The organism is Sphingobium sp. TomTYG74 (genome assembly GCF_055393875.1).
Map to the genome: position 1 here is coordinate 215285 of NZ_AP027341.1, position 24326 is coordinate 239610.

Sequence of the window (24326 nt, forward strand, 5' to 3'; positions counted from 1 at the left end):
TTTTGGGGGTCTAGCAGTAGCGGCGGCCCCACCGTGCGGATCTCCGTTTCGAACGGCCTCAACATGACCTTCAGAAGGCAGGAATGAGCGGGCTTCTCCTCTTCTATATCCTGCTTGCCTGCGCGGTTGGTGCGATTGCCGCATGGCGCTTGTCGATGGACGAGCTGAACAGCCGAATTGTACCGCTATTCCTGCTTATCACCGCTGGCATTGCCGGAACGCTGGTGGTCGCGGCAGAAGTGAGCAGCAGTTGGGCGCGCTATCTGAGCCTGATCGCCCTCATTCTTGCCAGCGCTACCTTTTGCGGCGGCTATGTCGCGACGCGCCGGGCTGAAAAATCGCAACAGGCAGCGAAACGCCCGTGAGCCTGAGCTTTGACGCGATCATCCTTGCTCAGACCGTGGCGGCGATGCTGTTCGTTTTCGCGCTATGGCCGCTGGGGACCGTCGCGGGCAGGCGGCGGCGCCAGGCGGCTTTGGCGGGGACGGTGATCCTGTCCGCAGCCGCCGTCTACGACATGGATGTGCTGAACGCGCCGGAGATCATCGGCGCGCTGCTGATCGGCGGGGCGGTTGGCCTGTTGCTCGGACGGGAATGGCCGGAAAGCCGGTTGACGGTGCTGCTGACGATTTTCGCCGGGTTTGCGGGAGCGGCGATGATTTCCGCCGCCGCCGCCGCCTGGCTCAATCCCTTCGCCTTCGGACTGGTTGATGAGGGGAGCGCCGATGTCGCGACGCGCCATTTGCTGGCTCTTGGCGCCGTGGCGCTGGCGGGAAGTGGTGCCTGTACCGCTGCTGTCGCCGCGCTGCTGAGGCGTGGGGGTGGAAATATGGCATTGCTTGCGATCGGCATCGGCATGGTCGGCTGGGCCGCCGCAGCCTTCGCTTTTCTGCTGGAAAATATGGGCCTGGCCGTTGCCGGAGGGCTTGGCGGAGCGGCGGGAACGGGAATTGCGCTGCGCTTATGCGGTGGCGCGCGCGGGAAGGGGCTTGCCGACGCGCAGGCCCGTCCGTAACGCTGAAGGAGACAGACGCCGGGGCACCCCCGGACGGCAATTGGGGTAAAGACGCACCATGCAGAAGCTCGGCCTGATCGGCGGTCTCAGCTGGACATCGACGGCACGTTATTATCAGATCATCAATCAGGCGGTGTACCGCGCGAAGGGCGGGCAGCACAGCGCCCCCCTGCTGATCGAAAGTCTCGACTTCGCCGACATCGGCCGCTCCACCACGGAGGAGGAGTGGGCGCATGCTGCGGAAGTGCTGACGGCATCGGCCCGCCGACTGGAGCAGGCCGGGGCAAAGGCGCTGCTGATCTGCGCCAACAGCATGCACCGCGTCTATGAAGAAGTGCAGGGCGGGGTGGATACGCCGATCATCAACATTGCCGATGCGGTTGGCCGCAAGATGAAGGCGGACGGGGTGCAAAGGGCCGCGTTGATCGGCACGCGCAATGTCATGACGGAAAAATTCTACCGGCAGCGGCTGGTCGGCCATGGCATTTCGCTGCTGCCTGCGGACCTGGAACTCGCCGAGCGGATCGACCGCATCGTTTATGAAGAACTGACGATCGGCAAGGTCAGCCGCGAATCCGAACGCTATATGCGATCGGAACTGACCGACATCGCCAAGGAAAATGTGCAGGCGGCGATCCTTGCCTGCACCGAGCTGGAAATGATCGTGGATGTGAAGGCAAACGTGCTGCCCATCTATGACGGCACGGCGATCCACGCGCGGGCCGGAGTGGATGTTATCCTGGGGGACTGATCCCTTCAGAGCATCGGGGCTGAGCTTGTCGAAGCCCTCTTCTTTCGAGAGGAAGTAGAGCCGTTGGCTTCGCCGGCCTTCGGCTCGACAGGCTCAGGGCGAACGGTAACGGGGTACGACGTTCCAGCCTGTCAAAGGGAACGGCTTGGCCGAGCAGACATGAAAAAGGGGGCGCCCCTTCGGACGTCCCCCTTCCTCCCCTTTTTAGCCTGTCTCAGAATGCCGTGCTGATCGAGCAGGCCGCAGGGCCAAGGATCACGACGAACAGCGTCGGCAGAATGAAAAGGATAAGCGGCACCGTCATGATGGCGGGCAGGCGCGCGGCCTTTTCCTCGGCGCGCATCATGCGTTCGTGGCGGAATTCGGCGGATAGCACGCGCAGAGCAGAAGCGAGCGGCGTGCCGTATTTCTCGGTCTGGATCATGGTCGTAACCACGCCCTTGATCGCGTCCAGCTTTACGCGGTTCGCGAGATTTTCGAAGGCCATGCGCCGTTCGGTCAGGAAGCTGAGTTCGATCGCCGTCAGTTGGAACTCGTCACCCAGCTCGGGATAGGCCTTGCCCAATTCCTTGGAGACGCGGCTGAAGGCGGCATCGACTGTCAGGCCAGCCTCGGCGCAGATGACGAGCAGGTCGAGCGCGTCGGGCAACCCCTTGCGGATCGCAGCGGAGCGCTTCTGGATCTTGTTGTCGATGAAGATGTCGGGCGCCTTGTAGGCCAGCAGCAGCGCTACGGCGAAGGCCATGAAACGCTTGCCGCCGCCCCAATCGGGGTAGATGCCGACGCCATAGAGCAGCAGCGCGGCCAGACCGCCGATGGCGATCGGCAGCACCATGCGGCCGAAGATGACGGCGACCGCCAAATCCTTCGACCGGATGCCCGCCTGCGCGAGCTTCAGCTGTGCCTCCTTCAGCTGGTCGTCCTGCAGCACCTTCAGGCTGGACAGGAATGACCGCATCTGGTCGGTCGTCTGGCTCTTCTTGACCAGCTTGGCGCGGCGGCGCGCAGTGGAGGCGGTAATCCCCGCCTTCAACTGTTCGCGCCGTTCGTTGAGCGCCTTGACTCGCTTTGCCATCGGGTCGCGCACGGTCATCACGGTATACAGCACGAACAGCATGGCCAGCGTCGCCATGGCGGCCAGCAAGGTGCCGAAGTCCGTGGCGGACATGCCGAAAAGAGTGCCGGCGGGGGAAGCGGTTTCCATATCTTTCTTTCCCCCGTCAGATTTCGAAGTTGATCATCTGCGCCATGATGAAGACGCCTATGCCCATCCAGCACATGCCGCCCAGGCCGACGACCTGCATTGTCGACAGGCCGAAAAGGCCCGCCGGATCAGGCGTGAAGAAGGGGTGCATGTAACCGAAGTTGATGTAGCAGATCATGCCGAACACAAGGAACGGCAACGCGCCGATAATGTAGGCCGACGCCTTGGATTCTGACGACATGGCGCGAATCTTCAGCTTCATCTGGGCGCGCTGACGCAGCACGGTCGCAAGGTTGGAGAGGGTTTCGGCAAGGTTGCCGCCCGTTTCCCGCTGGATCGCGAGGCTGATGACGAAAAACTGGAATTCCGGCGTGCCGAGGCGATCGGCCGTTTCCTGCAACGCCTGATCCATCGTCTTGCCGATCTTGATGCGTTCGGTGATCAGCTTGAATTCCTCGCCCACCGGGCCGGGCACTTCGCTTGCCACGACGCCCAGAGTCTCGGTGATGGGCAGGCCCGAGCGCAGACCGCGTGTCAGCAGCTCGAGCGCGTCCGGGAATTTCATGGTGAACTGCATCACCCGCTTGTTGATCAGGCGGCCGACCCACATGTGCGGCAGCGCAAGTCCTGCCGCCAGGCTCATCATGATGGCGAGCAGCGGCGCGAAGCCGCGCACGAACAGAAAGGCGCACATGCCCAGCGCAATGAAGGCGCAGGAGGTCATATATTGGCTGACCGTCCATTTCTTGCCGGTCATGCGGATACGTTTGGCCAGGTTTTCCGGGTTGGGAACCAGCGACACGAGCATCTTCATCTCGCTGCCCGGCTGCCGGTTGGAAATGGCCTTGCGCATGCGCGCTTCCATCAGCGCATCGGTCGATCCGCTGTGACGTTCGCGGATCAGGGCGACACGGCGCTTGCTGGCCTTTTCAGCCGAGGGGCCAGCAAAGGCCATCGCTATCAGGCCGAGGAAGGCCGTCAGCAGCATGATCAGCAATATGGAATTGCTCATGATATCGCCCGTTCCGTAAAGGGGCATGCCGCCAGATGACGGCATGCCAGAACCAAATCTAGGCCTTGGCCTTGTCCTTGCGCGCCGGGATCAGCCCCCTGAGGTCACCGATCTTGCCGAGCAGGGAGTCGCCCTTTTTCTTCGCGGGCTTGCCATCCACGGCTTCGCCATCCTCGGCGGCCCCCATGATGGCGTCGAGCAGTGACATGCAAGCCGCGCCAACCTTGTTGCCCTTGGCGGTTTCGGCCAATGTCTTGCCGAGTTTTGCGGACTGCGCCGCGATCCGCAGGTCGAACGGCACGAGGATGTCCACCTTGCGCTCGATCGAGGTTTCGAAATCCTTGCGGCTGATTTCCTGGGCGCCCGCGTGAACGCGGTTGGCAACCACGATCACGCGCGTTTGGGGCGCATTGCTCTTCAACCAGGACAGGATGCGGATCGAATCGCGCGCCGCCGCCAGCGTCAGTTCCGTGACCACCACGGCGACATTCACGTCGCTCATCAGGTGCGGATGCTGGATCAGCATATGGCGCGGCAGGTCGACGACGCTGCATTCGAAAGCGGCGCGGAATTCCTCCAGCAGCTGGTAGAAGGCGCCGCCGTCGGTCAGCATCGGCTGGCTGATGGGCGCTTCGGCCGACAGGATGGCCAGTGTGTCGCTGGCGCGCACCATCGCGCGTTCGATGAAAAGGCCATCGATACGGCTGGGGTTATCGATCGCGTCGGTCAGGCCACGGCCCGGCTCCAGGTCCATCGCCAGCGCGTTGGTGCCGAAGTGGACGTCGAGGTCGAGCAGCGCGGTCGGCCGCTTCTGCTTGTCACTCAGCAGCCAGGCGAGCGAAGTCGCAATGCTGGAAGCGCCCACGCCACCACGCGTGCCGATGACGGCTGTGGTGAGGTGCGGTCGCTCGGGGCCTGCGTCGCGCGGGGCGAAGAACACGGCCTGCGCCTGTGCCAGCGCGTCGCGAAGCTGATCCGCGCCAAAGGGTTTCAGCAGATAATCCTGAATGCCGCTGGCGACGAGGTCGCGGTAAAGCCGGACGTCATTGACCTGACCGGCGGCGATCACAACCGTGCCGGGCTCGCATACCTCGGCCAGACTGTTGATGTCGTTCAGCGGGTCGCCGCTTTCGGACATATCGACGAACAGGATTTGCGGGCTGGCGCTGACCGACAGGCTCTGCACGGCATTGCGCATGCCGCCCTTGTTCACCTTTTCCGGTGCCCAGCCCATCTCGGCCGCGACCATGGCCAGCAGGTCATGGCTATGATCGTCGCAAACAAAGGCGTGGAAGGGGTCGCGCTGTCCAGACATGGCAGGTTTCCAGGGTGCGTTCATGATCAGTTGCCTCCCGACAGCGATTTAAGATCGCCCGAACCGGTCGGGGTCTTTTCGCGATAGGTCGAAATGGCCCGGTTCGAAGTGGCGGTGCGCAGGTCGCTTGCGCTGCTCTGGCCGCGCACCAGATCTTCCGGATTGGCGACCATCGCGGCGAGGTTGCCATTGACGCCGCACCCAAAATTGGAGGTGGTGCCAAGCTGGAATTCGGTTTCCTGCCTGCTGGACCAGTCGGGGCAGCCCGGCACGCGGGCCGTCGCACGACGCACCACCAGGCGGACGCTGCCAGCAGGCGCGGAGCCTGCGGCGGCGGAGCTGTCCTCACCCACCAGCATGCCGTGACGAGCGACAACGTCCGCGATGCCTTCGCGCAGTTCCGGGCTGTAATAGGCGTCGGTCACGATCGCGACCTGATCGCCATAGCCAAGGCCGATGGAGGTGAACCAATCTTCCAGGCGGCGCGCCTCCGAAGCGGCGAGGGCGCCGTCAGGGCCAGCCTGAACGTCGAAGGTGTAGGCATCGTGGCTGACGACCGGCTGATGCACCGATTCAACGCCGCGATTGACGCTGGAATTGCAGGCAGCAAGCGGCAGCGCCAGCAGGGCGAGTGTGCCGATCCGGACAATATTTTTTGCGGACAGGGAAGTCATGACTGTCGTCCTTCCGATCAGAAGCTGAAGCCGGGCGCGGCGGCGGTCTTCGCCGAACGCTTGCCTGTGTCGCGGGGAGCCGCCGCCTGCGGACCGGGCGCTGGAGTCGGGCTGACGGGATCGCGGTGCGGCATGGGCGCGCGCGCTCCGCTCACCCCGTCGCTGCCCTGCTGGAGCAGGAGGCCTTGGGCGACATTGGCGGCGCGGTAGCCGTCGGTCGGGAGGCGCACGTCGGACGCGTTCATCGGCTTCACCAGATAGGGGGTGACAACGATGACCAGTTCGGTCTCATGACGCTGGAACCGGCGCGACTTGAACAGGCTGCCAAGGATCGGGATTTCACCGAAGCCCGGCGTCTTGCTGATCGAATTGGCGGTGTCGTTATTGAGCAGGCCAGCGATCATGAAGGCCTGACCCGAACCCAGTTCGACGGTGGTTTCGGCCGTCCGGCTCTTGAGCGCGGGCACGGACGTGTTCACCGAGAAGTCGAGGCTCGACACCGTCGGGCGTACGCGCAGCGAGATGCGGCCATCGGCCAGCACGGTCGGCGTGAAGGCCAGCTGCACGCCATATTGCTTGAACTCGATGCTGTTGCCCTGCGTGCCGTTGCTGACCGTGTAGGGATATTCGCCGCCCGCCAGGAAGCTGGCCGTCTCACCTGACAGCGCGGTCAGGTTCGGCTGAGCCAAGGCGGTGGCAAGACCGCTCGATTCGGCAAGGTCCAGCGCGCCCGCGACGTCCATGCCCAGCAGATTGGCGACGAAGCCGAGCGAGGTGCTGCCGTCGGTCGGCGTGTTGAACGTGTAGGTCGTGCCGTTCGCATTGCTGCCACGCGTGACGAAGTTGCGGTCGGCGCGGCTGATGCTGTCGATGATGCGGCCGTTGCCGTTCGCCAGCGCGGACAGGTTCATGCCGATCTGATGCCCCAGGTCACGGCTGACTTCGGCGATCTTGACCTGAAGATTGACCTGAAGCGGGGTCGCGGTGCGCAGGCGGCTGACCACGGTCACTTCCTTGCCCACGAAAGCCTGCGTCAGCCTTTCGGCCTCGGCGGCATCTTCGGGCGCGGCGACGGTGCCCGTCAGCAGGACCATGCCGTTCATCTTGTTCACCGCGATCTGCGCGCCCGGCATGGCCAGCTTCAGCATGTCGTCGATGTTCGACAGGTTGTTGCCGACGCGGACGGTGCCGGAAAACAGCACCTTGCCGTTGGTCGCCGTGGCGAAGACGGTGGTTTCGCCCGCTGCCTTCGCGATCAGGTAAAGCTGGTTCTGGGCGCGGACATGGACGTCGACCACATTGGGGTCGCCGATCACCACGTCGGACATCTTTGCGCCGAGGTTGATGACCTTGCTGCCACCCACCGACATCAGGATCGCATTGTCCTGCATCGAGGAAGGCGCGGCGTTGAGCGCGGTGGTCGGCGCCGCAGCCATGGCGGCGGCGAGGCCCAGCGCGATCGCGGGAGCGATGAGCGGCTTCACCGCCTTCTTGCCCGCCTGAAGGTTGATAGGCTTCATCTTACTTCCCCCCGACCGGAACGACGGTCACATTGGTGCCGCGCGCAATACGGATAACCGGTCCGCTGACGCCCCCCGGCGCTGCCGACGAGCCACCTGCGGGCACTGCGACCCCTGCGGACTGCAACGGCTTGGCGGGGACGGAGCTGCGCTGGTAGCGAGACACGTCGGCGCCGGTTGAAAAGGTGCTGCCCTTGTCGACCGGGCGAGCGGCCAGCTTGGCAATGATCTTCTTTTCCGCGTTCGGATTGGCGCCATCGGGCAGATCGATGTCAGCGCCAGCGATGGCGGCGTCGAGGTCCGACGCATTGTCGGCGATCGACCGTAGCGTCAGCGAGAGCGAACCGATGGTCTGCGCCACCGCGATCTTTTCCGCGATCTTGGGCGTCACTTCGATGGTGACGTTGGAATAGGTTTGCACGACCGGCTTGCCGTCCGCGCCCAGCGCGTCCATGCGCTGGTCGGTGGCGAGCACGCGCAGGTTGCGCAGGATGGTTTCGGATACCTTGAGCGCTTCACCGTCGCCGCCGCCCGCCACGCTTTGCGTCAGCATCAGGTCGACGCGGTCGCCCGGAAAGACGAAGCCCGCGACCGAATTCTGCGCCGACACCGGCACGGTGACAGCCCGCATGCCCGGCCCGAGCGCCGCGGCGAGGAAGCCGCGCTCACCCGGCTTGATCACCGAACCGACGGTCATCGGCTGACCGGCGGAGATGGCGGTGCGCACGACGCTGCCCACCAGCTTGGCGGGATCGGCCTGGCCCTGAATATAATAGGCTTGTTCGACCAGATCTTTCGGCCATGGCTGGAAGCGGAAGCTTTCCGCGTCGAGGATGGTGCCCACCGGCAATGCCTTGGTCGCGACCAGCACATGAGGCTGATCCGCTGCCACCGGCATGTTAGAAGCGTTGGCCTGGGGCGCGCTAGACGAACTCAGCATGTTGCGCGCGAGAAGAGCTGTTGTGACCGCTATGATAAGCGCCCCCACCAGCAGCACGATTTTCTTGCCGTCCATGATGAAATTCGCCTCCCTCAGTCAGGCAAGTGTCGCCCGAGCCCCGAATTTTACGCAAAATGGTTAAGATATCGTTCGCCAATCAACCAAAGCGCCGCGACCGATATTGCGATACCGTAAGGAATTTGGGGCTGGCCCAGCCGTCGGGTCGTCCGGTGGTGGACCACGGTGACGATCGTCACCACGCCCCCGACCATGGCCATGACCATCAACATCGACAGCACGGCCTCCCATGGGAACCACAGCGCCAGCGCGCCCAGCAGCTTGACGTCGCCCCCGCCCATGCATCCCATCGCGAAGAGCGCGGCGAAAAGTGCGAACACGGCGAGCGCCAGTGCGACCTGCAACAGCATGCCTGGCCAGACCGGCATGCCATTGGCGATCCACCACAGTGGAGCCAGCGCAGCGATGGTCAGGTTCAGCCGGTTGGATATGATCCGCGACCGCAAATCCGTCACCGATGCGATGACCAGCAGCACGCCAAGGGCGCACAGCAGCGCCGTCGTGAAAAATTCCCCCGTCATGAATCTAAACCCTAGACCGAATGGCTTACCAAACCGTAACCATGCGCCCCATGGATTCGCCCGTGTCTGTTCCCCCGGCCTTTGACCGCCGCGCATGGCCGATGGATGGGCGGCTCGATTACTGGGCCGCGCCCGATGGCTGGCCGTTGCGCCGCTATCGGCTGGGCGAGGGACAGCGCGGGCGGCTGCTGATGCTTGGCGGGCGCGGCGACATGATCGAGAAATATCTCGAAGTCATCCATCACTGGGCGAGACAGGGCTGGGCGGTCACCGCCTTCGACTGGCGCGGACAGGGCGGCTCGGGCAGGCTGAGCAGCGATCCGCTCTGCGGCCATATCGACGATTTCGCGCTATGGGTTGCGGACCTTGGAGCTTTCGTCACCGATTGGCGGACGCAGGGGACAGGGCCATGCGTGATCGTAGCGCACAGCATGGGCGGGCATCTGCTGCTGCGCGCGCTGGCCGAGGGCATGGCGCCGCCTGACGCTGCGGTCGCCGTCGCGCCAATGATGGGCGTCCATACCGCCCCGCTGCCACGCTGGCTGGCGGTGCTGATCGCCCGGTCCATGTGCGCGTTCGGCTTTTCCGACCGGCAGGCCTGGACGCAGAAGGAGAATTCGCAGCGGCAACGGGCCATGCGGCAGAAGCGGCTGACGCATGATCCGGAACGTTATGCCGACGAACTCTGGTGGCGCGATCATAGTCGGGACGTGGCGCTTGGATCGCCCAGTTGGCGCTGGGTGGTGGAGGCGCTGCAATCGACCTTCGCGCTGGAGAAGGGCGGGAAGCTGGAGCGCATAGCTGTGCCGCTGCTGATCCTTGCCACCAGTGCCGACCGGCTGGTGTCCACGCCTGCCATCCGCCGCATCGCCGCGCGCATTCGGGGCGCGCGCCTGCACGTCTATGGGCCGGAGGCGGCGCATGAGATACTGCGCGAAACCGATTCGGTGCGCCTTGATGCTCTGCGGCGCATCGACGCTTTTCTGGATGAGAACGCGCCAGCATGAGCCGTTTCGACATTGTGATCGTCGGCGGCGGCATAGCGGGCGCCAGCCTGGGCGCGGAACTGGCGGGCCACGCATCCGTGCTGATCCTGGAACGGGAGGAAAGCGCTGGCTATCACGCCACCGGCCGATCCGTCGCTTTCTGGGAGGAGACCTATGGCGGGCGGCGGGTACAGCCGCTGACCACGGCGTCCGGGCCGTTGTTGCGCTCGTCCGATCCGGCCTTTGCAAGCCGATCCTTCCTCACCCCCCGACAGACGCTGTTCGTCGGGCGGGAGGCCGATGGGGCAGAGCGCGACCGGTTGATGCGGGAATTTTCGGGCTGCGTCGACCTGCGTCCTGTTGATCCCGCCGCGCTGGTAAAGGGGCTGCGACCCCATTGGACGATCGGCCTGCTGGAACCGGGCGTGTGCGACATCGATGTCGCCGCGCTGCACCAGGCGTATCTGCGGCGCTTCCACGCGCAGGGCGGCAAATCGCGGCTGGGCACTGCTTTCGAACAGGCAACCGCAACGCCGGGCGGCTGGCGCATTCACACGAACGGCGGGGTCATCGATTGCGGCATCATCGTGAACGCCGCTGGGGCATGGGCCGATGATATCGCACGGCGCAGCGGCGTCGCGCCTATCGGCATAGCCCCCTTGCGCCGCACTGTCGTGCAATTGCGCGTGCCCGCGATGCCGTCACCCGACTTGCCACTGGTCATGGACCTTGGTTCCAGCTTCTATTTCAAGCCGGAGGGGGAGGGGCGCATCTGGCTGACCCCGCATGATGAAGAACCTTCGCCACCCTGCGACGCCGCACCCGAAGAACTGGCGGTGGCGCAGGCGATCGCCCGTTTCGAAGATGTCGTGGATTGGCCGGTCGAGGCGGTGGAACGCAAATGGGCGGGGCTGCGCAGCTTCGCGCCGGATCGCGCGCCCGTTTATGGCTTTGACGCCGACGCGGCGGGTTTTTTCTGGTTCGCGGGGCAGGGCGGTTTCGGCATCCAGACTGCACCCGCAGCGGCATTGCTGGGATCGGTGCTGGTGACCGGCGGATCGATGCCCGAAGCGGTGGGCGGGATTGATCCCGCCGCTTATTCTCCCGCCCGTTTCAAGTGAACGAACGGACAGTCCTTTCGCAGGGCGTCAGCTATGCTTTGCGGCAAGTCGAGCGAATCGGACATAGCGTCATCGCCCCGCCTCCTTTTTCGACCCTTGCAGTGGGAGCGGCGTATCGCTCCCCCGTTCAGACGCGGAAGAGTTCGGCGGCCGCGCAGGCCAGCTGATCGGCGCGCTCATTTTCAGGGTGACCGGCATGGCCCTTCACCCATTGCCAGCTGACCTTATGCGGCGCGGCGGCGGCGAGTAGCGCCTGCCATAGCTCGGCATTCTTTACCGGCTTGCGATCGGCGGTCTTCCAGCCGTTCTTTTGCCAGCCGAACACCCATTTGGTGATGCCGTCCATCACATATTTGCTGTCGGTGTAGAGCGTCACCTGACAAGGCCGCTTGAGCGCATTCAGCGCTTCGATGGCGGCCGTCATTTCCATGCGGTTATTGGTCGTTTGCGCCTCTCCACCGGAAATTTCCTTTTCCGTGGCTCCAGAGCGCATCACCGCGCCCCAGCCGCCAGGGCCGGGATTGCCCTTGCACGCGCCGTCGGTGAAGATTTCGACCTTTGAAAGCGCGCTCACGCCCGCAACAACTCCGACGGCACAGTCTGCGCATAGAAATCCAGGCGCCGCAGATAGGCCAGCGGGTCCTTGCGCGTCACCAGCGCGTCGGCGGGCGTGTTGATCCAGTCATAGGCCCGCGTCAGCAGGAAGCGGAGCGCCGCACCCCGGCACAGGATCGGGAAGGCGGCCTGCTCGGCATCCGAAAGCCCATGCGCCGCCTGATAGCCAGCGAGCATTGCGGCCGACCGATCGGCAAAGAAGTGCGCGCCATCATTGCTGAACACCCATGCGCTGTGCGTGACGGCCAGGTCATAGGCGCGAATATCGGTGCAGCTGAAGTAGAAGTCGATCAGGCCCGTAACCTCATCGCCCAGCATCAGGACATTGTCCGGGAAGAGGTCCGCATGGATCACCGCGCGTGGCAGTTCGGCGGGCCAGTGCGCGTCGAGATAGGCAAGTTCATCCGTGACCCGCTGGCCAAGGCCGGGCGCGATATCATCGAAATGATCGCCGCACTTTGCCGCCAGATCGTGCCAGCCAGCGATGTCGAGCGCGTTGCGGCGTTCGCCCGCAAAGCCTTCCGCTGCGCGATGCAACTGGCCCAGCGCCGCGCCTGCGGCTTTCGCCTGTCCGGCGGTCGGTTCGGTGACGGATATGCCGGTGAGGAACTCGATCAGGCAGGCGGGCCTTCCGCCCAGCTGTTGCAGGCGCTTGCCCTCCCGATCAGCGATGAAGCGCGGCACCAGACAGCCGCGCGCGCCCAGATGATCGAGCAGGTCCATGAAGAAGGGGAGGTCGGCCTCATCCACCCGCTTTTCGTAGAGAGTGAGGATATAGCGGTGGCCATTGCCATCGGCGCCGGTGGTTTCCAGCAGATAGTTGCTGTTTTCCACCCCTTCGGCGATCCCCTTGGCGGAGACCAGCCGTCCCGCGTCATAGCGGGTCAGGAAGGCGTCGATTTCCTCGGCCGGGACATGGGTATAGACCGCCATAGCCTTACGCCGCTCCCAATTCGCGGGGAAGTTTGAACGAGATGGTCTCGCGCGCCGTCTCCACCTGCTCCTCCGTCACGTCGAATCGGGCGGCGAGCCGGTCCACGACTTCGCGCACCAATATTTCGGGGGCGGAGGCGCCTGCGGTCAGGCCGAGGGTCGCTACATTCTCCAGCCACGCAAAATCGATGTCGTCCGCGCGCTGGATCAGTCGGGCTGGCGTGCCCTCGCGCTCGGCGACCTCGACCAGGCGCAGCGAGTTGGAGCTGTTGGGCGCGCCGATCACATAGACCGCATCGCAGGCGGCGGCGATCGCCTTCACCGCTGCCTGTCGGTTCGACGTTGCGTAGCAGATGTCCTCGCCCTTGGGCGCGTGGATCGACGGGAATCGGCGCTGAAGCGTTTCGACAATCGCGGCGGTATCGTCCACCGACAGGGTGGTCTGGGTCAGGAAAGCAAGATTGTCGGGATTTTCGGGCGTAAAGCTCTCCGCATCCTCGACCGTTTCGATCAATGTCATGTTGCCCGCGTCAACCTGCCCGAAGGTGCCGACGACCTCCGGATGCCCCTTGTGACCAATGAACAGGATATGGCGCCCTGCCTCGACTTGCCGTTCGGCCTGCCGGTGCACCTTGCTGACCAATGGGCAGGTGGCGTCCAGATAATCAAGGCCGCGTTCTTCCGCCTTTGCGGGCACCGCCTTGGGCACGCCATGGGCGGAAAAGACCACGGGCACGCCGTCGGGCACCTGATCCAGTTCCTCTACGAAAATCGCGCCCTGCGCCCGCAAATTGTCCACGACATATTTATTATGGACGATCTCGTGCCGGACATAGACGGGCGCGCCATATTTCTCGATCGCCTTTTCGACGATGATGATGGCGCGGTCCACGCCAGCGCAAAAGCCGCGCGGGGCGGCGATCAATAGCTTTAAGGGAAGACGGGCGGTCATGCCAGCCGCTTAGGCCAATGTAGCGCCGGAAGGAAGGGGTGAGGGGAGACGCGTTCCTTTCGGTTGCGTGAGCGGCGGGGTGCGGATAAGAAGCCCCAGCCTGTTCCCAAGGGATTGCCTCGTGACCTTTTCTCGACTTGCGCTGACCGGAATGCTCGCCCTTGCCCTTGCGGGCTGCTCGCGCCGGGGAGAAATCGATCCTACGGGTGGCATCGTCGCCGTCCGATCGGCCTGCCCGACCGCCGCGATCCCCGCCTATACGGGCGACATTACGCTCTTCAATCCCGCTGGCAGCACCGACGCCCGCGCAATCGATGTGGTGGCGAACATCACCGACCTGCGCGCCACCTGTTCGGAAGGGGCGCAATTCTACAGCGAGGCGACCTTCACCGTGAACGCCCGCCGTTCCGACGCCACCGCCGCGCGGCAGGTGACGCTGCCCTACTTCTCCGCCGTGGTGCGTGGCGGCAACGCCGTCGTCGCCAAGCGCGTCGGCCAGGTCGTGCTGGACTTCCCCGCAGGCCAGTATCGCGCCAGCGCGACCGCCAAGGCAGGCTCTTTCGTTGACAAGGCCGCAGCGACGTTGCCCGCCGACATTCAGGCGAAGATCACGCAGAAGCGCAAGGCGGGCGATGCCGACGCGGCGATCGACCCCTTCGCCCAGCCCGACGTCAAGGCGGCGCTGCAACGCACCAGCTTTGAACTGCTCGTGGGTTTCAACCTGACCCAGGACCAGCTCCGATATAACGCGACACGTTAAGAGCGAACCTTAATCTTCCGTTCGCCCTGAGCTTGTCGAAGGGCTCTACTTCTTGCAGGGAAGGATGAGGCTTCGATTTTAGCCCAGCCCGGACGGGTCTTGTGCTTTTTCGAGGAAACACCCTTGTCTCTCTACATTCGTTTCACTGCCCATCTGAACGCCGTGCTCGACGCGCTGGAGGCGGACGGCACGCTGCCCGCTGGCCTCAACCGCAAGCCCGTCACCGTCGAGCCGCCCCGCGATCCCAGCCATGGCGACCTCGCCACCAACGCAGCCATGGTGCTTGCCAAGCCCGCAGGCACCAACCCGCGCGCACTGGCGGAAAAGATCGTCGCTGGCCTACAAAAGCTGGACGAGGTGGAAAGCGCCACCATCGCTGGCCCCGGCTTCATCAACCTGACGCCGACCGACGCCACCTGGCGCGCCGAGCTGGCCGCGATCGACGCTGAGGGCGCGGATTACGGCCGGTCAGATATGGGCAAGGGCGTCACCGTCAACGTCGAATATGTCTCCGCCAACCCCACCGGCCCCATGCATATGGGTCACTGCCGGGGCGCGGTAGTCGGCGACGCGCTTGCCACCCTGCTCGAATATGCCGGGCACAAGGTCATCCGCGAATATTATATCAACGACGCAGGCGGCCAGGTCGACGTCCTCGCCCGCTCAGCCCATGTCCGCTACCGCGAGGCGCTGGGCGAGGATGTCGGCGCGATCCCGGAAGGCCTCTATCCCGGGGACTATCTGGTCCCCGTCGGCCAGGCGCTGGCCGCCGAATATGGCGACAAGTTCGTAGGCGCACCCGAAAGCGAATGGCTCGTCGCCTTCCGCACCAAAGCCGTCGCCGCAATGATGGAGATGATCCGCAGCGACCTTGCCCTGCTCGGCATCCACCACGATATCTTCGCGTCCGAAGCCGAACTACAGGCCGCCGGAAAGCCCGAAGCCGCCGAGAAATGGCTGCGTGAGCATGATCTCGTCTATGACGGCGTCCTCGAAGCGCCCAAGGGCGAAACGCCCGAAGATTGGGAGCCGGTCGAACTTCCCTTGTTCCGCTCCACCAAATTCGGCGACGATCAGGACCGCCCGATCAAGAAGTCGAACGGCGCCTGGACCTATTTCGGCGCCGACATGGCCTATCATTTCCAGAAGGCGCAGACCGCTGACCAGCTGATCGACATCTGGGGCGCCGACCATGCCGGTACGGTGAAGCGCATCCAGGCCGCCGTGGCCGCGCTGACCGAGGGCAAGGCGCGCTTCGACGTCAAGCTCATCCAGATGGTCCGCCTGCTGCGCGAAGGCGAGCCGGTGAAGATGTCCAAGCGCGCGGGCAATTTCGTGACGCTGGCCGATGTGGTGCGCGAAGTGGGCAAGGACGTCGTCCGCTTCACCATGCTGACGCGCAAGGCCGATGCCCAGATGGACTTCGACTTCGCTAAGGTGGTGGAAGCATCGAAAGACAACCCGGTTTTCTACGTCCAATATGCCCACGCCCGCATTTCCTCGCTCGGCCGCCGGGCGGAGGAGGCACAAATCGCACTTCCTGCGCCCGACCTGTCCCGCCTTGGGACTGAAGAACTTAACCTTGTTAAGTTGGCGGCGCAGTTCCCACGGGTGGTCGAAGGGGCTGCATCGGCCCGCGAGCCGCATAGAATCGCTTTTTATCTCAACGACTTGGCTTCAGAATTCCACAGCTGGTGGAATTTGGGGAACGACAATCCGCGCGCCCGCGTCATCCTGACGGACGATCCGGACGTAACTTCTGCGCGCCTTTTCTTAAGCCGTGGAATCGGGCAAATCATCCGTAATGGCCTTGCCCTGATGGGCGTGGCCGCGTTGACGGAAATGCAATAGCCAGGCGGAGGCACGGATAAATGGGCGACTTTGCGAGGGGGCGGCTCGATCTCGACGATGACGAGCGTCTGCCCTGGCTGGAGCCTGGTATCGAGGATGAGGAGGATGAGGGCCTGTCCCCCGTCCGCCTGCTCGGCTTCATCCTGATTGCGCTTGTCCTGTTCGGCGGCGTGATTGCTGGCGTCTGGCTGCTGAAGAATCGGTCGACCGACGGCGGCGAAGGCAAGCTGATCGCCGCACCTGCTGGCGATTACAAGGTTCCCGCGCGCGAGGCCGATGCCAGGAAGTTCGAGGGTGAGGGCGATGCGAGCTTCGCCGCCAGCGAAGGCGTCGCACGCGACGGCCGCATCGATCCCAGCCGGGTGCCCGAAGCGCCCGTGACCACCACCACGCCCGCAAAAACGCGTCAGGCCGTGCCCGGCAAGCCGTCGCAGAGCGTGACCGCGCGTGTGGCTGACGAAACTAACGTCCGGCCCGCTGCAACCCAGCCCGTCCGCAAGGGCGGCGCGGTGATCCAGCTCGGCGCCTATGGCAGCCAGTCCGGCGCGCGCGACGCCTGGGCGCGCCTCTCCAAACGCTTCGCCTATCTCGCTCCGCTCACCATGTCGGTAGAGCCCACCGAAGTCGGTGGCAGCACCCTCTACCGCCTGCGCGCGACGGCGGGGGCTCAAGCGAACACCCTCTGCGGCAAGCTCAAGGTTGCTGGTGAGAGTTGCATCGTGGTGAACTAAGCTGCCCCTAACTCCCTCTCCCCTTCAGGGGAGAGGGCTGGGGAGAGGGGAACAACGGTGCGAGATCGAAAATCGCTAGGTTTTGCAAAGCAGCTGCGATCTACCCTAACCCCTGCCGAAGCTCGCCTCTGGTATCACCTGCGCGCGAAGCGCTTCTCCGGGGCCAAGTTCCGCCGCCAGACCGTGATCGGCCCGTTCATAGCCGATTTCACCTGTCGAGCCTCGATGCTCATAATAGAGATTGACGGCGACACCCATGGCTCGACCGTCGAATATGACGCGGAACGCACCCTCTATCTCAAACAACAAGGCTGGAGCGTCATCCGCTTCACCAACGCCGATGTTATACACAACCTTGAAGCCGTCCTATCCACGATAGCGCAGCGCTTTCCCCTCTCCCCAACCCTCTCCCCTGAAGGGGAGAGGGAGTAATCCGCGCCTCGTACCCCCAACAACCCCTTCGACACGACGCTCCTTCGCCGCTACCATCCTGCCTCATGAAACCGGTAATCTTCGGCCTCTCTGGCGAGACGCTCACTGCTGACGAACGCGCCTTCTTCGCCGATGCCCAGCCTGCGGGCTATATCCTCTTCCGTCGCAACATCGCCGACCGCGCCCAATTACGCACGCTGACGGACGACCTGCGCGCCCTCCATGGCCGCGACGACCTGCTGATCATGATCGATCAGGAAGGGGGCCGCGTCGCCCGCATGCAGGCGCCCGTCTGGCCCAGCTTCCCGCCCGGCGCCGTGTTCGATCGCCTATATGACATCGCCCCCTCCAGCGCGATCGCCGCCGCCCGCGCCAATGCGCATGCCATCGCGGTGACGCTGGCCGAAGCAGGCATTACCGTCGACGCTCTCCCCCTGCTCGACGTGCGGCAGGACGGGGCCAGCGACATCATGGGCGACCGCACCTTGGGCGCGGAGCCGATGCGGGTCGCGGCGCTTGGCCGCGCCACTCTCGAAGGATTGGCTAAGGGCGGGGTCGTCGGCATCGTCAAGCATATGCCGGGCCATGGCCGCGCGATGGTGGACAGCCATCATGAGCTGCCCATCGTAACCGCGAGCGAAGAAGAACTCGCCATCGACCTCGCGCCCTTCCAGGCGTTGAAGGATGCGCCGATCGGCATGACTGCCCACGTCATCTATACCAATTGGGACCCGGACCTGCCCGCCAGCCTTTCCGCCTCGGTGATCGAAACGATCATTCGCCAGCGGATCGGCTTTGACGGCCTTCTCATGTCGGACGACCTCGACATGAAGGCGCTGAACGGCAGCATCCCGGAACTTGCGGCGGGCGTCGTCGCGGCTGGGTGTGACCTGGCGCTCAACTGCTGGGCGCGGATGGACGACATGATCGGCATCGCCAATAGTCTTCCCGATATCAGCACGCAGTCAAAAGCCCGGCTGGACCGCGCCATGGCGTCGGCGAAACTCGATCAGGACAGCCTGCCCCTTGAACAACTGCTTGCCACCCGCGACAGCCTGCTCTCCGTGGTGGCTGCGTGAAGGCGAACGCCATCTGCCACCTTCCGGCGGAGCCGCTTCAATGTTCGCGCAGAGCCCGCCGAGGACGCAGAGATGCAGCATCGCGCTTTCTCTGCGCCTTCTGCGGGCTCTGCGCACATAAATTTTCACGCGGAGGCGTGGAGACGCGGAGGGGCGGTGTCACCGGCGAAGCCGCTAATCCCGCTACCTTCACTCTCACTTTCCAGGCAACTTTCAGAGCGCTGCGCTCGCCCCAAACCCTCCGCGTCTCCGCGCCTCCACGTGAGAAATCGCTCTTCGCACGGCCTACACGCCAGAGAGCCGCCTGAACCATGGAAGACCTCTTCATCCCTCCACCGCAGCCACGCGAAGACATGTTGACCGTCAGCTTCGAAAGCTGGGAAGGACCGCTCGATCTTCTCCTCGCGCTGGCCCGCTCGCAGAAGGTCGACCTGCGCGAAATCTCCATCCTCGCGCTGGTCGAACAATATCTGGCTCATATTGAGGGCGCGCGGAAGCTGAAGCTGGAGCTGGCGGCCGATTATCTGGTGATGGCGGCGTGGCTCGCTTACCTCAAATCCTCGCTGCTGTTGCCCAAGCAAGCCCAGCCTGATCCCAACCCCGACGAACTGGCGCTGCGCCTGCAATTGCGGCTTCAGCGGTTGCAGGCCATGCGGGAAGCCGGTGCCCGCCTGATGGCGCGCGACCGCGTCGGCCGGGACGTGTTCGTCCGCCCCCGTCCGGAGGGACTACGCCTGGTGCGCAAGGCGAGATGGGCCGCCAGCCTTTACGATCTCCTGCAATGTTACGGGCAGGTACGCGCGCGGACGCAGCCTGTCGTTCACATGGTCGTCGCCCGGCCGGTGATGACCCTTGACGAAGCCATCCAGCGGGTCGGCGCGCTGGTCGGGTCGGCGATCGACTGGACGGTGCTGGAATCCTTCCTGCCCGATGGTCAGGATGGGCCGATGGCGAAGTCCGCGCTCGCCAGCAGCTTTGTCGCGGCGCTGGAACTGGCGCGGCAGGGGCGGCTGGAAATCCAGCAGGACGGCATTTTCGAGCCCATTTACTTGCGCGCCGCGCTGCCGGAACAGAATGGGGGACGTTTGTTGTAATGCAGGAACCGGACGATTTCATGCGCGCGGTGGAGGCCGCCCTGTTCGTTGCTGAACATCCGTTGACCACCGTCGAACTGCGGCAACATGTGGGGGATGCCGGGGACATCGCCGCCGTGCTTGCCGCGCTGTCGGATCATTATGCCGGGCGGGGCATCAATCTGGTCGAACGCGGCGGGCGCTGGCATTTTCAAACGGCGGCGGACCTTGCCCATATCCTGCGGCGGGAAAAGGATGAGACGCGCAAGCTGTCCCGCGCGGCGATGGAGACGCTCGCCATCATCGCCTATCATGAACCTGTCAGCCGCGCGGAGGTAGAGGCTATTCGCGGCGTGCAGGTGGCCAAGGGAACGCTGGACGTGCTGATGGAAGCGGGCTGGGTCCGGCCAGCGGGCAGGCGGGAAGTGCCCGGGCGCCCGCTAATCTATGCCACCACGCACGAATTTCTGTCACATTTCGGGCTTAGCAGCCGCCGGGATCTGCCGGGCATGGATGATCTGCGCGCTGCCGGATTGCTCGATCCGGTCGATCTTGCGCTGGAGGGCCTGGGGGCTCAATCCGTTCTGGAAAATGATGAGGAAGAAGCCTAGAAAGGGCTTTCTTCAGGAGAAAGTTAAAATGGGTTCCTTTTCGTTGATGCACTGGGTCATCGTTCTCCTGGTGGTCATGCTGCTGTTTGGTGGTGGCCGGATTTCCGGGCTGATGGGCGACGTTGCCAAGGGCATCAAGAGCTTCAAGAAGGGCATGGCCGACGATGATGACGACGCCGCGTCCGCCAAGCCCGCTACGCGGATCGAAGGACATCGTGTTCCTGAGCAGGACGCACCGACCGCCACGTCCGAAGAAAAGACCAAGGCCTGATTTTCATTTCACGCCCAAGCGGTAGGCGCGCATGTTCGATATCGGCTCGACCGAACTCCTGCTGATCGTGATCATTGCGGTGATCGTGATCGGTCCGAAGGATTTGCCGCGTGCCTTGTACAAGGTCGGGCAGGTCGTCGGCAAGGCGCGTGGAATGGCGCGCCATTTTCGCACAGGCATCGATGCCATGGTGCGGGAAGTCGAGATGGAGGAACTGGAAAAAAAGTGGGCTGACCAGAACCGGCGGATCATGCAGGAACATCCGGCCGCCGCTCCCGCGATGGAGCCGTTGCCGGAGTCCTCGGCCGATGGCGCGGCGCCTGCCACCACGCCTCCGCCGCCCTTTGTCGCCCAATCGGCACCCGCTGCTCCGGCCCCCGCCGCTGACGGCCCACCCTATATCGCGGCGCAGTCCGCTCCGGCCGGTAAGGGCGACGCGCAGGCATGAAGGACATTGACGATACCAAAGCGCCGCTGCTCGACCATCTGATCGAACTGCGTGGACGGCTGATGAAATGCGTGTGGGCGCTGCTGCTTACCGGTGTGGTCTGCTTTTACTTTTCGGACAAGCTGTTCGCCTTTCTGGTGCATCCGTTGAAGGAAGCTTTTGGCGATGGGGGCGGGCGGCTTGTCTATACCAAGCTGTACGAGGCCTTTTTCGTGCAGGTGAAGGTGGCGATCTTCGGCGCTTTCTGCCTGTCCTTCCCGATCATCGCGAACCAGCTCTGGGCCTTCATCGCGCCGGGCCTTTATGCCAAGGAAAAGAAGGCCTTATTGCCGTTTTTGGTGATGACGCCGGTCCTGTTCCTGATGGGCGCGAGCCTCGCTTATTATGTGGTGATGCCCACGGCTTTCCATTTTTTCCTGCAATTTCAAGGCGATAGTGGGGGTCTCGCGGTAGAGGCCCTCCCCAGTACTGACGCCTATCTTACGTTGGTCATGCAGTTCATTCTTGCATTCGGCATCAGTTTCCTGATGCCCGTCCTGCTGATGCTGCTCAACCGCGCTGGTTTCGTCACCCGCGCCCAACTAATCAGTCTGCGCCGCTACATGATCGTCGGCGCCTTCATCCTCGCCGCTGTACTGACGCCGCCCGACGTCGTGTCTCAGCTGATGCTCGCCATTCCGCTGCTGCTGCTTTACGAGATCACGATCGTCGCGATCTGGTTTACCGATCGCAAGCAGTCGCGTGAAGCAGCCACGGAAGAGAGCGCGGACGCTTCCACGAGCTAAAAAAAAGGCCCGCCATAGGCGGGCCGCAAGGGTGGGAGCCTTTTGCTGTTTACTTCGCGGCGTCTTCCACAGCCTCGCCAGCGCTCTGCACGTCTTTGCCTGCGCCTTCGACGGTGTTGCACGCAGCTACCATCAGCGAACCGGTAAGCAGCAGAGCGGCAAGGATCTTCTTGGTCATGGTCGTCTCCTGGTAAAAAACTCGAGCCGGACGCCGTCGCTATCCAGCGGCGAGGAGGAGAACCCACGGCCGCGAAATACGTTCCGCTTCCGGAAATATCTCTGGTTTTCAATGGAAAACCCCCGAAAAGTCTGAGCCCGGAACGCGTCGGGGGGGGAGATGCGTTCCGGGCTCATGTTTTTTGGATAGCAAGAGCGGGGGGCAAAAGATTTGCTATCCGGTATGCAGAACCATCCATCGCGATATTTGGTTCCGCTGTTTTTAAACTCAGCTATATTTTTTATTTTATAGCAAAATCAGTTATTTGGATAAGGCGTGGAAAATATCTCACGCTATTTCCTTCAGATGAGCGGTCGCCCGCTGTTTCTGTATTCGGGCCGGATGGTGGACGGCGGGAGCGTGTCTTGAGATGCCGGGGGCGGGGTGACGATAGGCGCTGTGACATCCGCGCCGACGGGTTCGGCATAGCGTTCAGCGATGCGTGGGCTGCTCGGCCAAGCGCGAAGAGAGGGGCCTGACTGCCATTCCCGGCCGGGATAGGGAATGCGAAACGCCGCCTCCGTACCGTGAAATCCGGGCATCTGATAGAAGATGTGCGCGCCGATCACGGCGACGGCGCGCTTCGACGCAGCCCATCCTGGCCGCACTGCCAGCGTGTGGTAGAAGGTCGCGAGCCCCACCGGGGCATAGACACGGCCCGCGAGCGCCTGTTCTGCTACGCGTCGGGCGCGCGTCCAGCTTTGCACATGGTTGGCCCGGCCCATGGACCCGTCGCAACTGAAAGTGAACTGGCAAAGGGAATCGGTGCGCTCCGACCCCTGATAGACGACGCCGCAGACGCTATGGGGCCAGAGCGGATTGCGAACGCGGTTGAGAACGACCTGAGCGACGGCGCGCTGGCCTTCCTCGGGTTCATTGCCAGCCTCATAATAGATGGCGGAAGTCAGGCAGTTTATTGCCCGGTAGCTGTCCAGCGGTGTTTGCCCGCGAAAGGCGGCGGCCGGAGCGGCATCGACCGTGTCGAGCTTCAGGACATGCTGGCTGTTGCCAGGTGAAGCGGGCCGATCCTGAAAGACGCCGTCGACGAAGAAGTAGGCGGAACCGGGGAAATTTTCGCCCGGCTTTTCCGCGACAGCATCGCGTGACGCCATGTCAGCCAGCATGTCGAGCGGGGCGGCAGTGATCAGGCGCGGCAAGGCAAGCGCGATCAGCGCCAGGGCAGCCAATGTGATATGCCATAATCGCGCGCGCGCCATGTCGAAGCCGTCTGCTTTCACAAATTCATCGCGACGGTGTGCCGCACGCCCCCTCTTTAGCGCAAAAGCCTTGCCACTTTCTTCCCGGCCGCTGCGATCATTGCGTGGCAATGAAAACGGCTCTTTGGGTGGATGAGCATTCCCTTGCTTGGCAAGCGTGCATCCGCTCCGCTATGCGGGGAATATGCTGGTTCAGAATGATAGCCTCGCCCTGATTGGCAACACGCCGCTGGTACGCCTTGCCGGTCCATCGGAAGAGACGGGCGGCGACATTTTCGCTAAGTGCGAATTCGCCAATCCCGGCGCGTCGGTGAAAGACCGTGCCGCGCTCTTCATCGTCAATGACGCCGAAGAAAAAGGGCTGCTGAAACCTGGCGGCACGATCGTGGAAGGGACGGCGGGCAATACCGGCATCGGCCTGGCGCTGGTCGCCAATGCGAAGGGCTACAAGACGATCATCGTCATGCCCGAGACCCAGAGCCGGGAGAAGATGGACACGCTGCGCGCACTGGGTGCCGAACTGGTGACAGTGCCTGCCGCAGCCTATTCCAACCCCGGTCATTTCGTCCACACGTCGCGCCGGATTGCCGAAGAGACGGAGAATGCGGTCTGGGCCAATCAGTTCGACAATATCGCGAATCGCAAGGCGCATATCGTCGGCACGGCCGAGGAAATCTGGCAGCAGCTGGACGGGCAGATTGATGGCTTTACCTGCGCGGCGGGCACTGGCGGCACGATCGCGGGTGTCGGCCTGGGCCTCAAGGCGCATGACGAGAATATCACGATCGCGCTGACCGATCCCCATGGCGCTGCGCTTTATAATTATTATGCGCATGGCGAGTTGAAGGCCGAAGGGTCGTCAGTCGCGGAAGGGATCGGACAGGGTCGTATCACCGCGAATCTGGAAGGCGCGCCGATCGACACCCAGTTCCGCATCTCGGATGAGGAAGGGCTGCACTGGGTCGAACGATTGCTGGCGGAGGAGGGGCTTTGCCTTGGCCTGTCCTCCGGGATCAACGTCGCAGGCGCGGTGGCGCTGGCGAGGGAGCTGGGGCCAGGCAAGCGGATCGTCACCATCCTGTGCGACACGGGCTTCCGTTATCTGTCGACCCTCTACAATCGTGAGTGGCTGGAAGCGAAGGGCTTGACGGTCTTCCCCTGGCTCGCGCACAATCGCTGATCGCCGACAAGGGTCGCGGCGACAAGATAAAGAG

Annotated in this window: 28 protein-coding genes; 16 read left to right on the forward strand and 12 right to left on the reverse strand. The window is 63.6% G+C overall.

Annotated elements, in window-relative coordinates:
- Positions 1-83: 83 nt before the first annotated feature.
- From ACZ5TB_RS01165 to ACZ5TB_RS01175, 3 genes are read left to right on the forward strand one after another with little or no spacing between them, the layout of a single operon-like run.
- Positions 84-365 (forward strand): proton-translocating transhydrogenase family protein, encoded by a 282-nt coding sequence (locus ACZ5TB_RS01165; RefSeq protein WP_464791701.1) that lies wholly within the window; start codon positions 84-86, stop codon positions 363-365.
- Positions 362-1015, forward strand: a complete 654-nt coding sequence (locus ACZ5TB_RS01170; RefSeq protein WP_464791702.1) for an NAD(P)(+) transhydrogenase (Re/Si-specific) subunit beta — start codon at positions 362-364, stop codon at positions 1013-1015. Before ACZ5TB_RS01165 ends, ACZ5TB_RS01170 begins: the two co-directional genes overlap by 4 nt.
- A gap of 58 nt (positions 1016-1073) precedes the next feature.
- Positions 1074-1766, forward strand: a complete 693-nt coding sequence (locus ACZ5TB_RS01175; protein ID WP_464791703.1) for an aspartate/glutamate racemase family protein — start codon at positions 1074-1076, stop codon at positions 1764-1766.
- A gap of 214 nt (positions 1767-1980) precedes the next feature.
- On the opposite strand, the gene ACZ5TB_RS01180 is transcribed toward ACZ5TB_RS01175, so the two are convergent.
- From ACZ5TB_RS01180 to ACZ5TB_RS01210, 7 genes are read right to left on the reverse strand one after another with little or no spacing between them, the layout of a single operon-like run.
- A complete protein-coding gene (locus tag ACZ5TB_RS01180) occupies positions 1981-2970 on the reverse strand; it encodes a type II secretion system F family protein (protein WP_464791704.1) in 990 nt (329 codons plus the stop codon).
- A 16-nt stretch (positions 2971-2986) separates the two neighbouring features.
- On the reverse strand, positions 2987-3982 hold the full coding sequence (locus ACZ5TB_RS01185; protein ID WP_464779020.1) for a type II secretion system F family protein: 996 nt from the start codon (positions 3980-3982) through the stop codon (positions 2987-2989).
- Between the two features lie 58 nt (positions 3983-4040).
- Positions 4041-5321, reverse strand: coding sequence for an AAA family ATPase (locus ACZ5TB_RS01190; protein WP_464791705.1), 1281 nt, complete (start codon positions 5319-5321; stop codon positions 4041-4043).
- A gap of 2 nt (positions 5322-5323) precedes the next feature.
- Positions 5324-5971: a CpaD family pilus assembly protein gene (locus ACZ5TB_RS01195; protein WP_464791706.1), complete on the reverse strand. Its 648-nt coding sequence runs from the start codon at positions 5969-5971 to the stop codon at positions 5324-5326.
- 17 nt (positions 5972-5988) lie between these two features.
- Positions 5989-7491: a type II and III secretion system protein family protein gene (locus ACZ5TB_RS01200; protein ID WP_464791707.1), complete on the reverse strand. Its 1503-nt coding sequence runs from the start codon at positions 7489-7491 to the stop codon at positions 5989-5991.
- Between the two features lies 1 nt (position 7492).
- The gene (gene cpaB, locus ACZ5TB_RS01205) at positions 7493-8506 is read right to left on the reverse strand and encodes a Flp pilus assembly protein CpaB (RefSeq protein WP_464791708.1); all 1014 of its coding nucleotides are present in this window, start codon (positions 8504-8506) and stop codon (positions 7493-7495) included.
- A 50-nt stretch (positions 8507-8556) separates the two neighbouring features.
- Positions 8557-9030 carry an A24 family peptidase gene (locus ACZ5TB_RS01210; RefSeq protein ID WP_464791709.1) on the reverse strand — a complete coding sequence of 158 codons (474 nt, stop codon included), beginning with the start codon at positions 9028-9030 and terminating at the stop codon, positions 8557-8559.
- A gap of 41 nt (positions 9031-9071) precedes the next feature.
- On the opposite strand from ACZ5TB_RS01210, the gene ACZ5TB_RS01215 reads away from it, so the two are divergent.
- Both ACZ5TB_RS01215 and ACZ5TB_RS01220 read left to right on the forward strand, forming a co-directional pair.
- Positions 9072-10037, forward strand: a complete 966-nt coding sequence (locus tag ACZ5TB_RS01215; RefSeq protein ID WP_464792456.1) for an alpha/beta hydrolase — start codon at positions 9072-9074, stop codon at positions 10035-10037.
- Positions 10034-11137: an NAD(P)/FAD-dependent oxidoreductase gene (locus tag ACZ5TB_RS01220; protein ID WP_464791710.1), complete on the forward strand. Its 1104-nt coding sequence runs from the start codon at positions 10034-10036 to the stop codon at positions 11135-11137. The genes ACZ5TB_RS01215 and ACZ5TB_RS01220 overlap by 4 nt, the downstream gene beginning before the upstream one ends.
- Positions 11138-11264: 127 nt before the next feature.
- Here the strand turns inward: ACZ5TB_RS01220 and rnhA are convergent, their stop codons facing one another.
- From rnhA to ispH, 3 genes are read right to left on the reverse strand one after another with little or no spacing between them, the layout of a single operon-like run.
- A complete protein-coding gene (rnhA, locus tag ACZ5TB_RS01225; protein ID WP_464779027.1) occupies positions 11265-11711 on the reverse strand; it encodes a ribonuclease HI in 447 nt (148 codons plus the stop codon).
- The gene (gene thrB / locus ACZ5TB_RS01230; protein WP_464779028.1) at positions 11708-12685 is read right to left on the reverse strand and encodes a homoserine kinase; all 978 of its coding nucleotides are present in this window, start codon (positions 12683-12685) and stop codon (positions 11708-11710) included. Before thrB ends, rnhA begins: the two co-directional genes overlap by 4 nt.
- 4 nt (positions 12686-12689) lie before the next feature.
- Entirely contained in the window at positions 12690-13637 is a 948-nt protein-coding gene (gene ispH, locus ACZ5TB_RS01235) for a 4-hydroxy-3-methylbut-2-enyl diphosphate reductase (RefSeq protein WP_464791711.1), read from the reverse strand.
- A gap of 151 nt (positions 13638-13788) precedes the next feature.
- Here ispH and ACZ5TB_RS01240 point away from each other — a divergent pair, with 151 nt between their 5' ends.
- From ACZ5TB_RS01240 to tatC, 10 genes are all read left to right on the forward strand, one after another.
- Entirely contained in the window at positions 13789-14397 is a 609-nt protein-coding gene (locus ACZ5TB_RS01240; protein WP_464792457.1) for a hypothetical protein, read from the forward strand.
- A 123-nt stretch (positions 14398-14520) separates the two neighbouring features.
- Positions 14521-16248 (forward strand): arginine--tRNA ligase, encoded by a 1728-nt coding sequence (argS, locus tag ACZ5TB_RS01245; RefSeq protein WP_464791712.1) that lies wholly within the window; start codon positions 14521-14523, stop codon positions 16246-16248.
- A gap of 20 nt (positions 16249-16268) precedes the next feature.
- Positions 16269-16979: an SPOR domain-containing protein gene (locus tag ACZ5TB_RS01250; protein ID WP_464791713.1), complete on the forward strand. Its 711-nt coding sequence runs from the start codon at positions 16269-16271 to the stop codon at positions 16977-16979.
- 57 nt (positions 16980-17036) lie between these two features.
- Positions 17037-17411: an endonuclease domain-containing protein gene (locus tag ACZ5TB_RS01255; RefSeq protein ID WP_464791714.1), complete on the forward strand. Its 375-nt coding sequence runs from the start codon at positions 17037-17039 to the stop codon at positions 17409-17411.
- 65 nt (positions 17412-17476) lie between these two features.
- Positions 17477-18490, forward strand: a complete 1014-nt coding sequence (gene nagZ, locus ACZ5TB_RS01260; RefSeq protein WP_464791715.1) for a beta-N-acetylhexosaminidase — start codon at positions 17477-17479, stop codon at positions 18488-18490.
- Between the two features lie 311 nt (positions 18491-18801).
- The gene (locus ACZ5TB_RS01265) at positions 18802-19584 is read left to right on the forward strand and encodes a segregation and condensation protein A (RefSeq protein WP_464791716.1); all 783 of its coding nucleotides are present in this window, start codon (positions 18802-18804) and stop codon (positions 19582-19584) included.
- Positions 19584-20174, forward strand: coding sequence for an SMC-Scp complex subunit ScpB (gene scpB / locus ACZ5TB_RS01270; RefSeq protein WP_449471322.1), 591 nt, complete (start codon positions 19584-19586; stop codon positions 20172-20174). The genes ACZ5TB_RS01265 and scpB overlap by 1 nt, the downstream gene beginning before the upstream one ends.
- A gap of 28 nt (positions 20175-20202) precedes the next feature.
- Positions 20203-20445, forward strand: coding sequence for a twin-arginine translocase TatA/TatE family subunit (locus tag ACZ5TB_RS01275; protein ID WP_464779035.1), 243 nt, complete (start codon positions 20203-20205; stop codon positions 20443-20445).
- 31 nt (positions 20446-20476) lie between these two features.
- Positions 20477-20893, forward strand: a complete 417-nt coding sequence (gene tatB, locus ACZ5TB_RS01280; protein ID WP_464779036.1) for a Sec-independent protein translocase protein TatB — start codon at positions 20477-20479, stop codon at positions 20891-20893.
- Positions 20890-21678, forward strand: coding sequence for a twin-arginine translocase subunit TatC (tatC, locus tag ACZ5TB_RS01285; RefSeq protein ID WP_464779037.1), 789 nt, complete (start codon positions 20890-20892; stop codon positions 21676-21678). The genes tatB and tatC overlap by 4 nt, the downstream gene beginning before the upstream one ends.
- A gap of 49 nt (positions 21679-21727) precedes the next feature.
- Here the strand turns inward: tatC and ACZ5TB_RS01290 are convergent, their stop codons facing one another.
- Both ACZ5TB_RS01290 and ACZ5TB_RS01295 read right to left on the reverse strand, forming a co-directional pair.
- Positions 21728-21856, reverse strand: coding sequence for an entericidin A/B family lipoprotein (locus tag ACZ5TB_RS01290; protein ID WP_464779038.1), 129 nt, complete (start codon positions 21854-21856; stop codon positions 21728-21730).
- A gap of 341 nt (positions 21857-22197) precedes the next feature.
- Entirely contained in the window at positions 22198-23112 is a 915-nt protein-coding gene (locus tag ACZ5TB_RS01295; RefSeq protein ID WP_464792458.1) for a cell wall hydrolase, read from the reverse strand.
- A gap of 184 nt (positions 23113-23296) precedes the next feature.
- Between ACZ5TB_RS01295 and ACZ5TB_RS01300 the strand changes: the two genes are divergently transcribed.
- The gene (locus ACZ5TB_RS01300; protein ID WP_464791717.1) at positions 23297-24292 is read left to right on the forward strand and encodes a cysteine synthase A; all 996 of its coding nucleotides are present in this window, start codon (positions 23297-23299) and stop codon (positions 24290-24292) included.
- The last annotated feature ends 34 nt before the right edge of the window (positions 24293-24326 follow it).

What these genes read in the sequence shown, in the direction of transcription:
- tatB (WP_464779036.1), top strand. Translation starts at nt 20,477, where the DNA reads ATGTTCGATATCGGCTCGACCGAACTCCTGCTGATCGTGATCATTGCG.
- ACZ5TB_RS01250 (WP_464791713.1), top strand. Translation starts at nt 16,269, where the DNA reads ATGGGCGACTTTGCGAGGGGGCGGCTCGATCTCGACGATGACGAGCGT.
- ACZ5TB_RS01165 (WP_464791701.1), top strand. Translation starts at nt 84, where the DNA reads ATGAGCGGGCTTCTCCTCTTCTATATCCTGCTTGCCTGCGCGGTTGGT.
- ACZ5TB_RS01175 (WP_464791703.1), top strand. Translation starts at nt 1,074, where the DNA reads ATGCAGAAGCTCGGCCTGATCGGCGGTCTCAGCTGGACATCGACGGCA.
- ACZ5TB_RS01195 (WP_464791706.1), bottom strand. Translation starts at nt 5,971, where the DNA reads ATGACTTCCCTGTCCGCAAAAAATATTGTCCGGATCGGCACACTCGCC.
- ACZ5TB_RS01275 (WP_464779035.1), top strand. Translation starts at nt 20,203, where the DNA reads ATGGGTTCCTTTTCGTTGATGCACTGGGTCATCGTTCTCCTGGTGGTC.
- ACZ5TB_RS01295 (WP_464792458.1), bottom strand. Translation starts at nt 23,112, where the DNA reads ATGGCGCGCGCGCGATTATGGCATATCACATTGGCTGCCCTGGCGCTG.
- ACZ5TB_RS01215 (WP_464792456.1), top strand. Translation starts at nt 9,072, where the DNA reads ATGCGCCCCATGGATTCGCCCGTGTCTGTTCCCCCGGCCTTTGACCGC.
- ACZ5TB_RS01240 (WP_464792457.1), top strand. Translation starts at nt 13,789, where the DNA reads ATGCTCGCCCTTGCCCTTGCGGGCTGCTCGCGCCGGGGAGAAATCGAT.
- ACZ5TB_RS01180 (WP_464791704.1), bottom strand. Translation starts at nt 2,970, where the DNA reads ATGGAAACCGCTTCCCCCGCCGGCACTCTTTTCGGCATGTCCGCCACG.
- thrB (WP_464779028.1), bottom strand. Translation starts at nt 12,685, where the DNA reads ATGGCGGTCTATACCCATGTCCCGGCCGAGGAAATCGACGCCTTCCTG.
- ACZ5TB_RS01185 (WP_464779020.1), bottom strand. Translation starts at nt 3,982, where the DNA reads ATGAGCAATTCCATATTGCTGATCATGCTGCTGACGGCCTTCCTCGGC.
- ACZ5TB_RS01210 (WP_464791709.1), bottom strand. Translation starts at nt 9,030, where the DNA reads ATGACGGGGGAATTTTTCACGACGGCGCTGCTGTGCGCCCTTGGCGTG.
- ACZ5TB_RS01265 (WP_464791716.1), top strand. Translation starts at nt 18,802, where the DNA reads ATGGAAGACCTCTTCATCCCTCCACCGCAGCCACGCGAAGACATGTTG.
- ACZ5TB_RS01290 (WP_464779038.1), bottom strand. Translation starts at nt 21,856, where the DNA reads ATGACCAAGAAGATCCTTGCCGCTCTGCTGCTTACCGGTTCGCTGATG.
- ACZ5TB_RS01200 (WP_464791707.1), bottom strand. Translation starts at nt 7,491, where the DNA reads ATGAAGCCTATCAACCTTCAGGCGGGCAAGAAGGCGGTGAAGCCGCTC.
- cpaB (WP_464791708.1), bottom strand. Translation starts at nt 8,506, where the DNA reads ATGGACGGCAAGAAAATCGTGCTGCTGGTGGGGGCGCTTATCATAGCG.
- tatC (WP_464779037.1), top strand. Translation starts at nt 20,890, where the DNA reads ATGAAGGACATTGACGATACCAAAGCGCCGCTGCTCGACCATCTGATC.
- scpB (WP_449471322.1), top strand. Translation starts at nt 19,584, where the DNA reads ATGCAGGAACCGGACGATTTCATGCGCGCGGTGGAGGCCGCCCTGTTC.
- ACZ5TB_RS01300 (WP_464791717.1), top strand. Translation starts at nt 23,297, where the DNA reads ATGCTGGTTCAGAATGATAGCCTCGCCCTGATTGGCAACACGCCGCTG.
- ACZ5TB_RS01220 (WP_464791710.1), top strand. Translation starts at nt 10,034, where the DNA reads ATGAGCCGTTTCGACATTGTGATCGTCGGCGGCGGCATAGCGGGCGCC.
- nagZ (WP_464791715.1), top strand. Translation starts at nt 17,477, where the DNA reads ATGAAACCGGTAATCTTCGGCCTCTCTGGCGAGACGCTCACTGCTGAC.
- ACZ5TB_RS01190 (WP_464791705.1), bottom strand. Translation starts at nt 5,321, where the DNA reads ATGAACGCACCCTGGAAACCTGCCATGTCTGGACAGCGCGACCCCTTC.
- ispH (WP_464791711.1), bottom strand. Translation starts at nt 13,637, where the DNA reads ATGACCGCCCGTCTTCCCTTAAAGCTATTGATCGCCGCCCCGCGCGGC.